Here is a 14228-nt window from a genome sequence, read left to right on the forward strand (position 1 = left end):
AATGCCTTCATTAAAGTCAAGTAAACGATACAATAAATATACTATTTTGCAAGTAGTGCCTGCTCTAGTTTCGGGAGGGGTTGAAAGAGGTACTATAGAAGTTGCAAAATATCTTAAAATTCTCGGTCATACTCCTATCATAATTTCAGCAGGCGGTACTCTAGTTAAAGAGTTAGATAAGGAAGATATATTGCATATTGAAATGAATAGTAACAGTAAAAATCCTTTTGTAATTCTGAATAATGCAAAATTGATAGCAGAAATAATCAAAAAATATAATGTTGATATAGTTCATACAAGATCAAGAGCACCGGCATGGAGTTCATATCTAGCAACAAAATGGACAAATGCTAAATTTTTGACTACCTTTCATGGGGTTTATAATATTCCGAATAGTTTTAAAAAATATTATAATAGCATAATGCTAAAAGGCAAGAAAGTTGTTGCTGTGTCTAATTTTGTAAAACAACACTTGCTCGAAAACTATAAAATTGATGAAGATAAAATAGTAGTAATTGAGCGTGGAGTGAATTGTGATTATTTCGATCCCGCAAATTTAACGCCGGGAAAACTTGAAAAATGTTGTGATAAATATGATGTACCGAGTAACGTGCCGATAATATTAATGCCTTCTAGAATGACAAGTTGGAAAGGACATCTTGTTCTAGTAGAAGCATTAAGTAAATTAAAACATAGAGACTTTTATTGTTTAATGGTCGGTGATATATCCAGACATCCCAATTTTACTAATAGAGTAAAAGAGCTTATAGCTAATCTAAAACTTCAAAATAAAATTCAAATTTTTGGTAATGATTCGGATATAATAAACCTATATGGGATTTCCGATATTATCATTTCTGCCTCAATCGAGCCTGAAGCTTTCGGGCGTACTATTATAGAAGGGCAGGCGATGAAGAAGCTTGTTATTGCAACTAATATCGGCGGGGCAGTAGAGACAATAAATAATAATATAACCGGTTTCCACGTAGAACCAAATAATGCCGAAGCGTTAGCACAGAAAATCGATTATTGTTTCTCGATTTTAGGTACTGATCTTGCTAAGAAAATCCAAGAAGCGGCAAGACATACGGTAATTAATAATTTCTCTCTTGATCTGATGCTAAGAAAAAACCTTGAAATCTATAAAGAAATCTTAAAAAACTCCCATAATTGAACATCTAGATTTAGTATATACTCATGATAAATGAAAAGTAGTCAAGTATATAGGGTTGAATAGAATAGCTACTCTCCTAATAATTTTATTTCAGCATACAAATCTTCAAGATTTATACTAATCATAAAAATTATTATAGTCATGAGATTTACCGTCATGATGCACTACAAGCATTAAAGTTTCCGGTAAAAATTCTTTTAAAGCTTGTTATGCATTTTCTATAGAATATTTTCAAGATTAGCAAATACCTCGTCTAAAATTAATATTTTAGGGTTTGAAATTATAGCTTTAATGATTCCAATTTTTTTCTTTTGACTGCCACTTGGTGCATTTATTACATCATAATTTTTATCACTTAAGTGCTTAATTAATGTGCCTAGATCTAATTTTATAAGTAGTGTGTTAATTTTTTCTTCTAATAATTGCTTATTACTTTTAATGATTGATTGATCAAGGTCGGAGGAAATAAAGTAGATTAAACCGGTATGTAACTATTCTGATCAATAAATATTATTTTTGGATTTTGATAATGGGTAGGTATGGAAATTTCACCAACGCTATGGCATGGATCAGCAATACAATTGACTAAACTCTTTAAAAAAGTAGTGTTGCCTTTTCCTGAGGAAGCTGAAAGAAGATCATGTGCTCCTAGTTTGAATACTAATTTTTCAAAACTCAAAATAGTTCTTTCTTCTATAATTAGGTTATAATCAGAAATTACAAGTTCATCGTTTCATTAGTAGACCATGTTATTCCTTTTTTATTCTCAGAAGAAATTGCCTCTATTAATTTTGTAATTCTCGCTTGTTATATAACTGCTCCACTAAAGATTATTTTTAATGAGGAACTTGTTAAGAATGATTTTAAGGTTTCAAGCCAAGGATTAAGTAGTAGAGCTTGCTCAGGCGTAATCTCTCCATTTTTTACTTTATAAATATAGTAAAGTGATTTTATGAATTTATCGGAGATATCTAGTATAGTAGTTATAGTATTTTTTGTGCTATCTAAAAACAACATTTTCTTTGATATTTCTTTTTTAGCTTTAAGTTGCTTGGTATATTGATTTTGTACAAATTGAGCAGAATCAGTTAACAAGATATTTGAAGTATTAGAGGATATATTTCTTACTATAGAAGCTGTATTTTCGTTAATTTCCTCTGCTTCTTGCCTGTAAGAAATATTCAGTTGATATAATATATTTAAAAATCCTTCATTAATATTTTCAAACGCATTAAATATAATAGCTCCTGGAACTAAATTCATTATATCTTGCAATGCAATAAGCTGTATAATTTTTTGAGTGGTTAAATTCCCTAATTGTAAAATTCCAATAGTGAAAGTATTATTAAGATCATTAAATAAATTATTAGTAATAGTTTCTATATCCTTTAATCCTAAGATTTTACTTTTATATTTCTCGTTTAGTAACAGTTCTAAAGTTTTTTGTTCGATTAAATCTTGAGTATGTTGTGTTAAAGAAACTTTATATGATTTGAATAGTGTGCTTATTATATTTTTTCCACACCATAAAATACTGATTTTTGCTCCTTGAGAAACAAGAGGTCCTATATCAGCATTAGGGTTCTGTATGAGTAAGGTTAATGCAATTAATGTATTGCCATCATTGCCGGTATAGTTAATAAAACTACTATTTATGTATGCTTCAATTAAATCTAAAAAACCCTTGGGTTACATCTTTAATTTCATTTTTTGAATCATTTTTAAAATTGTTAGAAAGTATATTAGGATCAATTACCCTAATATTAGGAGTTAATTTTATCTGAATTTCTTTTAAATTTTCCTGATAATTTAAGAAATCAGTCCCATAATATGCTAAGCCTACTATTGCAGCTGTAGAAGTTAAATAAATTGGTACTGAATAATTAGGAAAAGTTGTGATGAGATTTGTAGTAATAGGGTAGATTAAACTTCCTTTAAATGTGGCAGAAGTGTAAGATAATGTGTCTGAAAATACCCTTCGGTTATTAAGATTTCATCAGCAAGAGTTGCCGAAACAAAAAGACTGCTTCCTGTTGTCCCATTTACAATAAAACCAATTATACCGCTAATTATTAAATGCGTTCCATATGCTAACTTTTTGGAAAAGGTAGAAGCAGCATTATTTTTATTAAAAATAGATATTGTTATTGTGAGTGGGCGTTGTTGTGTGTATCGAAAAAGGCACTCGGTGTTATACCGTGGTTTGACCACGGTATCCAAAAACAACTGAAAAACTGATCCACGCAGCAATACCTTTTGAGCGATTGAAAGTAGTGTGGCACTCCATAAAAATAATAAAAAAATACTAAAAATTAGCATTTTTATACTTCCTTGCTTCGTCAAAAATTACAGTTTTTTCTTAGCTCAGACGTTCAATTCTTAACTAATCTATCTTTAATAAACGCTGCCGAATTAGGTGATAAGTTGTATTATAGTATAAAGAAAAAATGTAGGTGTAGGGAAGAAAGTAAAAAGGCAGATAAATAAAACCTGCCTTTTTATAATTATTAACGAGAATATAACTCGATTACTAAATGCACTTCTGCTTCAAAAGGATATGGGACATCAGAAAGAGCAGGAACTCTTAAATATTTACCGGTTAATGAAGGTACATCAAATGATAAATACCCCGGTGTTGTTTGACCTTGTTTTGAAAGGGATTCTTGGATAAGCGGTATTTGTTTTACGGATTCTTTAACTTCTATAACATCGCCTGCCTTTAGTCGTATGCTTGCGATATCGGCTTTCTTACCGTTTAATTTAATATGTCCGTGTGAAACTAACTGTCTTGCAGCAAAAATAGTTGGAGCTATATTCATTCTATAAACTACCGTATCAAGTCTACTTTCAAGTAACCCAATGAAATTTTCACCGGTATTACCTTTCATTTTTTGAGCAAGTGCAAAAATATTTCTAAATTGTTTTTCAGTGACACGACCGTAGTGGCATTTCAATCTTTGCTTAGCTTTTAAATGTAAACCATAATCTGAAGTTTTAATCATGGTATTCTGCCCATGTTGCCCGGGACGATAATTTCGTGTATTGAAAGCATCCTTGCTATCACCCCATAGACTTACTCCAAGTCTTCTACTAGCTTTATATTTAGAACGAACAATTTTTGTCACTGATAATATCCCTAACTTATTATTTGAATTACAAAAAATATATACATTTCTTGCATCAAAGTCAATCATTGATTTTTAACCTAAAACTTTTTATATTTAATTAAAAAATATTTCATATGAGTTCCTTAGTAAGACCAATCAATTTAGGTAAAATCAATCATTCACAAAGTACGGTTAAAGACTATATTTTACTTATGAAACCGCGTGTAATGTCGCTTGTGATTTTTACGGGTTTTGTAGGTATGTGGCTTGCTCCTTATTCCGTGCATCCGTTTATTGCTGGTATTGCAGTTGTTTGTATAGCGCTTGGGGCAGGTAGTGCAGGGGCAATTAATATGTGGTACGATAGAGACATCGATAGCTTAATGAAACGTACCCAAAAAAGACCGATAGTAAGAGGAGTTATAGAATCTGATGAAGCTTTATCTTTTGGTTTGATAACGGGATTTTTTGCAGTATTTTTTATGGCTTTATGTGTTAATCTACTTGCATCCTTTTTACTGCTATTCACTATTGTTTATTATATCTGTATTTATACTATTTGGTTAAAGCGTCGTTCTATACAAAATATCGTTATTGGCGGAGTATCGGGAGCATTACCTCCTGTGATAGGTTATGCAGCGGTAAGCAATACTATATCTCTAGAGTCGATTATATTATTTTTGATTATTTTTATTTGGACGCCGCCGCATTCATGGGCTCTTGCTTTATTCTGTAACGATGACTATAAAAACTGTAAAGTACCGATGATGCCTGCAGTAAAGGGGACTTTATATACTAAAAAACAAATTCTAATTTACAGTATTCTTTTATTTATTGTTTCGCTAGTGCCTTTTTTTATTGGAATGAATAATTTTATATATTTAATAATTTCTGGTATTCTTGGGGTAGTATTTCTATATTATGCCGGTTCTTTATTCTATGACACCCCTGATAACAAACAAGCTAAACGATTTTTTGCCTATTCGATATTTTACTTGTTTTTTATATTTTTACTTTTGTACTCAACTAACACTATATCCACTATTAGCTGAGAGATAATAGTGTTGGGTTACTTTTATAGAAGCTAAAATTGAAACCCAACGTGAAAAAACATATCATAAGTGTATTTTCATGCAAGTGATTTTTTATTTATAACTATAATTTTTAAATTTTATGCTTTTGTTTCGTAATGTTGATAAGTAGGAAGAGTTAGAATATATATCGTATTTTATTCCATGGGAGCAACCTGTCATGCAACACACTCCATCGTTGGATAAAACTACTCTTAATACCGGCTTTATAACGTACCGCCTTGCCTCCATATTCGCTTACTTTATTTGCCTGTATAATTTGGTTGCCAAATTAAAGCTTCAATCTCTAATCTATTTGAGGTAATATTTCTTTCATGCTGCTTATCGTTATGCGTTAAAAATATGCATTCCGCTTTTATAAACGGTTTATATTGGTTGTTTATGTATTGAGCTAAATCTTCAAATAACTTTGCATATTCGGTAAGCCAGCCTTCATAAGCAAATAATAGGAGCAAAGTTTAGATGAACTTCGTAACCTGCTTCAATAAAAATATTCACCGCTTTTATTCTCTCGATAATTGGACTCGTTTTTGGCTCTAATATCTCACTCATTCTTGTCGGCATCAAACTAAATCTAATCCTTATTTTGTTTTCAGGATTAAAATTAAGTAATTTAGGATTGACATATTTAGTAGCAAAAGTTGCTTTAGCACGTGGATCTTCTTTAAAGAAATTAAATATCTTTAACCAATTAGTGTGTTTCCAATGCAAACTTACATCGGTAGAACAACCTATATCATATGTCCAATATTTAGAATCTGTTTGATTGGAAATTTTAGTCGGTAAATTTGCTATATGTTTATCCAATACGTCAAGTATTTGATCTATATTTTCATTGATATATAATGTCTCATAGTTATGATGCATAACAATAACTATTTCTGCAACCTCCGGCACAGCCATACATGAAGTTAGGCGTTATGTAATCAGCTGATCTTCCATTAGGACGTACGTGCAAAGTTTTCGTATTTTGTACTATTTTCTTAATCATACGATTTTAAATTAAAGTTTATTTACACTACTTACTTCAGATTTATTTACTTACATTGAAATTGTAGTTATAAATTATTAATTACAAATATATCATAAGTTATGGAAAAACCAAGCTATCTAAATTTTGATAATAAAAGTTATAAATGGAAAAATGATATTGAGTATCGTAAATGCCCGGAAGGCTATAGAGTAGGTAAAGGGGAGCAAGGAGTATGCATTTGTCAACCATATAAAAATGAAATTTTGCCTTATTGGAAGTTTAAAACTTCTGAAATTGCTAAAGAAAGTAGTGAAAAAATATCTCGATCTTCATAACAGATATCCAATATCAAGAAGAAAAAGACAATCTACGAAAATTCGTTGAAACTGATCCTGAAGAACTTTCAAATTTTATTGAAACTTATGATAAAACTGAAAAATATAACAATAGAGAAGCTGAAATTTTTCATAGTTTAAGTTCTATTTTAATTGAAAAACAACAAGATAATGCGATTAAATCATTAAAGAAAGCTATTGAACTAGATCCAAGTAAAGCATACTATCACGAAGAGTTTTTTAATAAATTACATAAAATAAATCCGGAGGAAGCACTCGCTTCTATCAAAAGAAGAGCTATAGGGTTAAATCCAAATAAAAAATCATTATATGAAGACCTTATTATTTTGTTGAAAAAGGCAAATTATGATGAAGAAGCAGCAAAAATTACTAAAGTAATTCAAGATTTTCCTAAAAACATACCTAATTTGGTATTAGATACTGAGGAAACAAAGGGTTTGTATCCAATTAGGTTTGGCACAGGAATAACTGTATCAAAACGTGGGTATTTATGAGTTTTGCACTGTCATCTAGTTGCTTGCTAACTAAGTCTAGAAAAAATAACTTCAACATTGTTACTACACTATATTATATGTTTTGCTGGATGATGACATAAAGAGGCATAATAAGTCACACAACACCCGTGACGGTCCACATTAAAACAGTTTCTTCAATCCTTTTTGTAGAAGCTTATTCACAGGATCTGCTTGTTGGTTTTCCTGCGGAGGGCTTTTGTGTTCCTCTGTATTTGTATCCTTTTTCTTTCTGAGACCCAAAGCATCTTTAATAATATTTTCAGGTTTCTTCTCTCCGCTTTTTAAGTCTTTAATAACGCTATTAAATACGTTTTTAACTAAATATGTTTGAAAGGCTTGAACATCTAATTTATGCTGCGGATTATTTATGAATCCGTATAATTTAACGGCTATAGGTGGTAAATCCGCAATAGTAACGCTTGCACTAACATTCATCATATATTGTGGTAAGTTAATTTGACCGCTTGCATTTGTTGTGGCAGGTGAAGCATCTAAACTACATTTATTTAAATTAAGCGTGCCTTGCGTTATATTTCCTCTGGCAATTAAATTTTTGAAAGATGTGGATCCGCCACTAAAGGAGCTGTTAATAAGTCGCAATACTCCTTCGGTATTTTTAGCATTATTTACCGCATCTGCGATTCGGTTTAAATCAAATCCGCTTATTTCCCCGTTATCGCTATTTACGTTAAATTGTCCATTTAGATTATTAACATATGTATAAACGCTATTACCGCGAGAAGTAAGATCGGCTTTAAAGCTTAGTCGCCCATCAGTTATTTTTATTTGATCTGATTGCGGAGTGAAACTTTTGAGATAGGCATTTTTTAAATCGATTTTAATTGCAGCTTTTTGATCTTTGGCTGAACTCACATAACCGGTGCTACTTAGTTCGCCACCGTAAATGCTTGCATTAACTGAAGTAATATTCAGCGTGCCGCCGGTGATATTTAATTTTGCTTTTAAATTATTTATGATTAATGAGTCGTTAGTTAATTTATCAATATTTGCGGATAATTGCCCTTCAATTTCATTTAAAAACCCTAAATTAATAGGATTATTTGACCAAGGAGAATTATTTTTAGCTGTAGGTATGTTTTGAGTAGCAGGACTATTAGTTTTATTTGGAGCAGGAGTAGGACTATTACTTGTAAGAATTTTATCCAAATTAACTAACGGACTATATAAGTTAAGATTAAAATTGGGCTTCTGAGTTTCTAAATTAATATCTCCTTTAATAGATATATTAGTATTAAAAGCGGATATTTTATTATTAATATGGAAAGTATCTTTAATTTTTTGCACTCCTCCGTTTAACTGCAATACTCCAATCTTACTTAAATTACTTACTCCCATAAGAGACATAAACGACTCAAAATTATTAATTTTTAGATTGTGCGAAATAGTTATATCTTGTGCTAAATTTTTAAGCTCAATATCTCCCGTTAGATTACTATTTGCAGCCGATAAATTAATATTTTGTAATTTTATTGCTTGAGAATTACTAATTACATTAGAAGTAAGTATAAGTTTTTGGTTAATAATAGGCAGTAATTTATCGGTCTTTAGTTTTAGAGCATCTAGTATAGGTTTTAAACTATCAGTTTGTAGCATAATATTTGTCTTATCTAAATTAGAGCTAATCTCGGTTATAATGTTACCGGGATTGATAATAATATTTGATTTCAGGTTATTACGCTCTATATCATAATTTGCATTTGCTAGTAATTCTATATTTGGATAATTAAGTCTAGCATCTTTAATAGCTATATTTTTACTATCGGCAGTAATTGTCGTAGTTAGTTCGTAGTCATTTTGTAAATCAGCAGGCATACCTAAAGTTTTAGTATTACCTTTAATATTTGCGTTACCTATGAACGAATGATTTTCGCTATCAAATTTTCCTTCGATTTTAATTTTTTCACCGGCAAGATTAATATTGGCACTTAACGGAATTATTTTACCGATTTCTTCAATATTGCCGTCTATATTAATTTGCTGTTCCAAAGCATTTAAAGCTAAAGTAAAATCTATAGGACCTTTAAGGCTTTTAATTTTAGTCTCTAAGTTAATATCGTTAAATATTTTCTCACTGTTTTTTTCTATATATATTACTTTGCCGTCTATAATTTTAAAATGACTAATCAAAATAGGAAGTGCTAATTCAGTTTTAGTATCAGTAGATTCTACAGAGCTAAGTGCATTTGTTTTGGATGCATTATTAGGTGTAGAAAATTGCCAATTTTTTTGTCCATTACTTAAAACTTCTAGATTTATAATCGGTTTTTGTAGTTCTATAGAAGCTACTTCAATTGCTCCTCTAAAAAGAGGAAAAAGTCGCAATGACGCTTTAGCACCTTCAACGGAAACTAGATGAGGTTCTTTTGTACCGTTTATTGATGATAATTTAATTTCTGATAGTGATATTGCGGGATTCGGTAGTAAAGATAATTTTATGTCGCCGTTAATAGTTAAATCTCTATTTGTAGCCTCTTTAACTTTATCTATTACTATTCCTTTATAATTATTTAAAGGAATAAAGAAAGGAATAACAATTAATAATAATATTATACTTATAAATATAATAAGTGAGTATTTTAAAGTTTTAGGCATAGAGCTTAACCGTCTATTTATATACATATATTAATTATAGTATTTAAGGATTAATTGTCAATTTTATATAATTTACTCAATTAAGGATTAAAATAATTATATTCTATGTCATTCCCACGAGGCGTTGTTGCGTGGACCGGTAAAACCCACTGTGTCACCCCGTGGCTTGACCACGGGGGCCATAAAAACAATAAATACTAATAAATTTAGTATTTTTAACTGGATCCCGTGGTCAAGCCACGGGATGAGACAGAGGTGAATAAGAATCGTAGGGTACTATAAAGAAATTGAAAACTACGGTAAATTATTCAAGCTTCTCTTTGATAATTTAAAATCACATAATCTTTAGTTATAATAGGAAAAAATTCTTTATTGAAAGGTAATAATTCGGTTGTTTGATATGAAAATTCTATTTCAATTATGTCACCGGCACCAAAGTTAAGAATATTTTTAATTTTGCCTATTTCTTTATGATCTTGGTTTAATACCGGTAAATGAGTTAAATCCGCTATATAAAATTCATCTTCTTCTAGTTTCGGTAAACTTGCTCTTAAGCAAAATATTTTATAACCTTTTAAATTTTCAGCTTCATTTCGAGTAGCTATATCATTAAATGTACAAATTAATTCTCCTTTGGCATTTTGGCTAATTAGCTTAATATGTATATTTGCTCCTGACTCATTTACTAAATTTCTTTCAAGTATTTTTGTAGCAGGGTCGGTAAAAGATTTTAATATTACATGACCTTTAATTCCATGACATGATTTTATTACACCGACTAAAATTAAATTTTCTAAAGAATTCATTAATTTGCCTTTAAATTTTGATAATTATATATAATAATATATTTAAAAACTTTTTTACAGACATGATAAAAAAAATAGCTGCCGGCGTCATAATTTGTTTTTCATTATTGTTATTTATAATGTTTGGTGCATTATCGTTTGTTAACTATAATTCAGTTATTAATAATTTTACCAGTCATTTAGGAATTGCGAAAGAAAATATCGGAAAAATAAAGATGAATAAATTTCCTTTGTCCTATTTAGTTATTGAGACGATAAGAGAAGAAGGAAAGTTAGATTTAGAGCAGATTAAAATTCATTTTTCGTTGTGGTCGCTTATAAAATTTAATCCTAAAATTAATAAAATAGATATATTAGATGCTAAATTTTATTCACATTCTAATGTATTAAATATTTATAATCATGAAGAGTTAATAAAGAATTTCTTTAAATATAAATTACAAAATATAAATCTAAATGTTACTAATCTAAGTATTATTAATAAACAAGATTATTCTATTTTAAATTTTAATAATTGTATATTAAAAAAAGAAAATGCTTTATCGTCTAATTACATATTTAAAACTACAAGTAACTATATAGGTAAAATTTCAGGTTCAATTAATAAACGTGACGATATAGTAGATTTTAGTCTTAATATTGATAATAATGATTATGGTTTTAAGTTATCGCAAATTTACAAAGATTCTAAGCTTACTAGCGGTAGTGGTGAATATCAGATTAAAAATTTAGCATCGGTAATGTATAATATATTACCGGATTTAAGCCATCTTTTTAATAAATTTAATCAACATGAGGCAGTAAACGTTAAATTTAATATTTCAAATAATGAAGATGAAATAGAACTAAAAGACATAGTAATAGCATCATCTTTTATTATTGGTCATGGATTTGTTAACATTGCTAAAAATGATAATATTACTACTAATGTAAAACTAGATTTTCCTAAAATAGATTTAAGTTCGTTAATTTCTCCAAATGCAGAGGTAACATTTAATACTTCTTCTTCAAATATTAGATTTATTTTTGCCAATAAATTACTTAAAGCAGACGTGGCAATTAACGAAATAATTTTAAGTAATAATGAAGAACTAGAAAAAATAGTCTTTTCTTCTAACTTATCAAAGGGTACTTTAAAGATAAATGAATTTTCAGGTAATATTAAATCAGGTGGAGAATTTAAGCTTACAGGTAATGTAACACAGAATGCCGTTAGAAGTATGTTCGATGGACAGCTATATTTAAAGCACAACGATATAAATTCGTTACTGAATATTTTAGGATTTAACGACGTTACTATTAAAGAAGCTATTCCTTTTAGCTTGTCATCGGATTTAAAACTCACTTTAATAGATTTATTTTTTAAAAATTTATTACTCAAAACAGATAATTTAAATTTATCAGGAAATTTTTCTAGTAAATTTATTGCTCAAACACCTCGTTTAGACGCTACGCTTAATATATCTTCGCTTGACTTAAGCAGTAGAACGTATCCAATAATTTCGCCGCTTATCGAATTTACAAAAAATTTAACTAAAGATATGAAAGCTCTAGATTATCCAAGTAAATTCATCCCTATTAGAACAATAGGATATTTAGCTAATTTAGATATTCTGATAGATAGCGTTAAGTATAACGATCATGTATTTGACAAAATGAATTTGCTTGCTAAAATCGTACCAGCTAATATAAAAATTAGTAATTTAGATTTTAAAACTGCTAACAGCTATTTATCAACTAGCTGGAACTTAGATGCATCGAGTGTATTACCGTCTTTGACCGTAGAAATTAAGGACGGTAATCTTACTACTGATTTATTATCACCGGCAGGAATGCTTAATTTAAGAAATAAATTAATAAATGATTATAGTTTAGATAAAGCTACCTTACAAGTTTCCGGTACATTGTCGACATTATTACAAAATGATTTAATATTGAAAAATGTTAAATTTTATGTAGCAAATAATAATAATTTATTACAATTTAATAATATTGAAGCAGAATTATTAGGTGGTAAGTTTCAAGGTAACGGCAATATTTTATTAGAACCTTATGCTATAAATTTCGTATATGCTTTAAATACAATAGATTTAAACAAAGTTTCAGCTCTTATGCCTAAAATATTTACTGCAAGTGGCGGAAAAATAAGTATAAGCGGTAGTTTAGGAACTAACGGTAACACTCTTCAAAGCCAGCTATATAACCTTACTACAAAATCACAATTTGCTATAAACAATATAGATGTTAATAATTTTGCAATTGATGCTTTTATAGAAAAAATTGATACAGCTGATTATAAGGTACAAAATTTAGATAAAGATATAAATATTGCTATAACCACAGGACAAGAAAATATTAGAGGTATAAGCGGTGATATTGAACTACAAAAAGGTATTGCCCTTTTAAAGAAAGTAAAATTTGCAACACAATATAGTAGCGGTGCGGCCTCTTTTGCAGTTAATATATATAATTTTGATATGGATGCATCTAGTATTTTATCATTTTACGTGCCGGCAAGGCTTGTTAAGTTAAATACCTCAAATACAAGTTCTGATAAAGATAGCTTGGCACATCTTAATATAAAAATGCAAGGGAGTATTTTTGCTCCTAAGAAAACTTTTGATAGTAGTGAGCTAAAAAAATTACTTATACCCCAAACAACTGAAGACACAATTACTACAGATAACCATTAAAAAATAAAAATAAATGACTAATACTAAAACTTTAGAAGCAAATATTAGCTTTGAAGAAGCTTTAAAAGAGCTTGAGGAAATTGTTAAAAAAATAGATAACGGACAAGAGAGTCTAGAGACGGCAGTTAATAGCTTTGAAAGAGGTATTTTACTTAAGAATCATTGTGAGAAAAAACTAAAAGAAGCTCGATTAAAAATTGAAAAAATTACTAAACTTGCTGATTCTACAGTGGTCTTAGAAGAGATGGAAGTGTAGTGTTGACATAAAGCATACACATTGTACTAACATCATAAGATGACAAAGAAATGTAATTATAGCTTTTCTGCTGAAAAACATTATTAAGTTAATAAGTGAGCGCAAGGTAAGTTTTGAAGAAATAATATCAGTTATAGAAAGTAATTGTTTATTGGATATAATAGAACATCCAAATCCTAATAAATATTCAGAGCAAAAAATGTATATAGTTAAATTTAATGAATACGCCTATTTAGTGTCTTTTATTATTGAAGTTGATGGAACAGTTTTTTTTAAGACTATTATTCCACGTCACAAAGCTACTCAGAAATATCTAAACATAGGAAAAAGTAATGAGAAATAAAGAGAATATATCAAATATAATACTAGATGCTGAAGAAAACGCATTGCTGGAGTCTTTTGAAAATGATGAATGGCAAAGAATTAAAAATTTTGAACAAGAGAAACATATAGCACAAGTGGCAGCAGCTAATTATTTAAAAAAAGATACTCGAATAAATATTCGTATTTCTAGTAGTAATTTAATGAGAATAAAACAAAAAGCTGCTTATGAGGGATTACCTTATCAAACTCTTATTTCTAGTATATTACATAAATATTCAGCAGGACATGGTTAATAATACCTATGTAATCATATAATTGAC

The 14228-nt window shown here is 29.3% G+C and carries 17 protein-coding genes; 8 read left to right on the plus strand and 9 right to left on the minus strand.

Translation table 11 applies throughout. The features are described 5' to 3' along the window. The first annotated feature begins 1 nt into the window (after position 1). The gene (locus tag WSW_RS0100485; protein ID WP_016916652.1) at positions 2-1174 is read left to right on the plus strand and encodes a glycosyltransferase family 4 protein; all 1173 of its coding nucleotides are present in this window, start codon (positions 2-4) and stop codon (positions 1172-1174) included. Positions 1175-1392: 218 nt separating this feature from the next. Here the strand turns inward: WSW_RS0100485 and WSW_RS1000000114040 are convergent, their stop codons facing one another. The 5 genes from WSW_RS1000000114040 to rpsD all read right to left on the minus strand — a co-directional run bounded on the left by WSW_RS1000000114040 (position 1393) and on the right by rpsD (position 4299). Continuing rightward, entirely contained in the window at positions 1393-1650 is a 258-nt protein-coding gene (locus tag WSW_RS1000000114040) for an ATP-binding cassette domain-containing protein (protein WP_410525656.1), read from the minus strand. Next, positions 1650-1853, minus strand: coding sequence for a hypothetical protein (locus tag WSW_RS1000000110035; protein ID WP_081463597.1), 204 nt, complete (start codon positions 1851-1853; stop codon positions 1650-1652). Before WSW_RS1000000110035 ends, WSW_RS1000000114040 begins: the two co-directional genes overlap by 1 nt. A 128-nt stretch (positions 1854-1981) precedes the next feature. Further along, the gene (locus WSW_RS1000000112540; RefSeq protein WP_238528404.1) at positions 1982-2449 is read right to left on the minus strand and encodes a hypothetical protein; all 468 of its coding nucleotides are present in this window, start codon (positions 2447-2449) and stop codon (positions 1982-1984) included. A gap of 648 nt (positions 2450-3097) precedes the next feature. Further along, positions 3098-3493 (minus strand): hypothetical protein, encoded by a 396-nt coding sequence (locus tag WSW_RS1000000112545; protein WP_016916654.1) that lies wholly within the window; start codon positions 3491-3493, stop codon positions 3098-3100. Positions 3494-3681: 188 nt separating this feature from the next. Beyond that, on the minus strand, positions 3682-4299 hold the full coding sequence (gene rpsD, locus WSW_RS0100500; protein ID WP_029374910.1) for a 30S ribosomal protein S4: 618 nt from the start codon (positions 4297-4299) through the stop codon (positions 3682-3684). Positions 4300-4415: 116 nt separating this feature from the next. On the opposite strand from rpsD, the gene cyoE reads away from it, so the two are divergent. Then, a complete protein-coding gene (cyoE, locus tag WSW_RS0100505) occupies positions 4416-5333 on the plus strand; it encodes a heme o synthase (protein ID WP_016916656.1) in 918 nt (305 codons plus the stop codon). A 281-nt stretch (positions 5334-5614) separates the two neighbouring features. Here cyoE and WSW_RS1000000113735 read toward each other — a convergent pair whose 3' ends face one another. After that, positions 5615-5827 (minus strand): hypothetical protein, encoded by a 213-nt coding sequence (locus tag WSW_RS1000000113735; RefSeq protein WP_338000501.1) that lies wholly within the window; start codon positions 5825-5827, stop codon positions 5615-5617. After that, the gene (locus WSW_RS1000000108980; protein ID WP_338000502.1) at positions 5805-6275 is read right to left on the minus strand and encodes a spore photoproduct lyase family protein; all 471 of its coding nucleotides are present in this window, start codon (positions 6273-6275) and stop codon (positions 5805-5807) included. Before WSW_RS1000000108980 ends, WSW_RS1000000113735 begins: the two co-directional genes overlap by 23 nt. 189 nt (positions 6276-6464) lie before the next feature. Here WSW_RS1000000108980 and WSW_RS0100515 point away from each other — a divergent pair, with 189 nt between their 5' ends. Further along, a complete protein-coding gene (locus tag WSW_RS0100515) occupies positions 6465-6680 on the plus strand; it encodes a DUF4385 family protein (protein WP_016916657.1) in 216 nt (71 codons plus the stop codon). A gap of 350 nt (positions 6681-7030) precedes the next feature. Continuing rightward, positions 7031-7195, plus strand: a complete 165-nt coding sequence (locus WSW_RS1000000112550) for a hypothetical protein (RefSeq protein WP_238528405.1) — start codon at positions 7031-7033, stop codon at positions 7193-7195. Positions 7196-7336: 141 nt separating this feature from the next. On the opposite strand, the gene WSW_RS0100525 is transcribed toward WSW_RS1000000112550, so the two are convergent. Both WSW_RS0100525 and rimM read right to left on the minus strand, forming a co-directional pair. After that, on the minus strand, positions 7337-9829 hold the full coding sequence (locus WSW_RS0100525) for an AsmA family protein (protein ID WP_029374912.1): 2493 nt from the start codon (positions 9827-9829) through the stop codon (positions 7337-7339). A gap of 308 nt (positions 9830-10137) precedes the next feature. Next, a complete protein-coding gene (gene rimM, locus WSW_RS0100530; RefSeq protein WP_016916659.1) occupies positions 10138-10635 on the minus strand; it encodes a ribosome maturation factor RimM in 498 nt (165 codons plus the stop codon). Between the two features lie 62 nt (positions 10636-10697). On the opposite strand from rimM, the gene WSW_RS0100535 reads away from it, so the two are divergent. The 4 genes from WSW_RS0100535 (at position 10698) to WSW_RS0100550 (ending at position 14201) form a co-directional block, all read left to right on the plus strand. Then, positions 10698-13328: an AsmA-like C-terminal region-containing protein gene (locus tag WSW_RS0100535; protein WP_029374913.1), complete on the plus strand. Its 2631-nt coding sequence runs from the start codon at positions 10698-10700 to the stop codon at positions 13326-13328. A 13-nt stretch (positions 13329-13341) separates the two neighbouring features. Then, the gene (locus tag WSW_RS0100540; RefSeq protein ID WP_004996011.1) at positions 13342-13584 is read left to right on the plus strand and encodes an exodeoxyribonuclease VII small subunit; all 243 of its coding nucleotides are present in this window, start codon (positions 13342-13344) and stop codon (positions 13582-13584) included. Between the two features lie 151 nt (positions 13585-13735). Continuing rightward, the gene (locus tag WSW_RS1000000112555) at positions 13736-13927 is read left to right on the plus strand and encodes a hypothetical protein (protein WP_016916661.1); all 192 of its coding nucleotides are present in this window, start codon (positions 13736-13738) and stop codon (positions 13925-13927) included. Continuing rightward, positions 13917-14201: a CopG family antitoxin gene (locus tag WSW_RS0100550; RefSeq protein ID WP_016916662.1), complete on the plus strand. Its 285-nt coding sequence runs from the start codon at positions 13917-13919 to the stop codon at positions 14199-14201. Before WSW_RS1000000112555 ends, WSW_RS0100550 begins: the two co-directional genes overlap by 11 nt. Positions 14202-14228 lie beyond the last annotated feature (27 nt).

The sequence above is a fragment of the Rickettsia honei RB genome (assembly GCF_000263055.1).
Taxonomy (GTDB): domain Bacteria; phylum Pseudomonadota; class Alphaproteobacteria; order Rickettsiales; family Rickettsiaceae; genus Rickettsia; species Rickettsia rickettsii.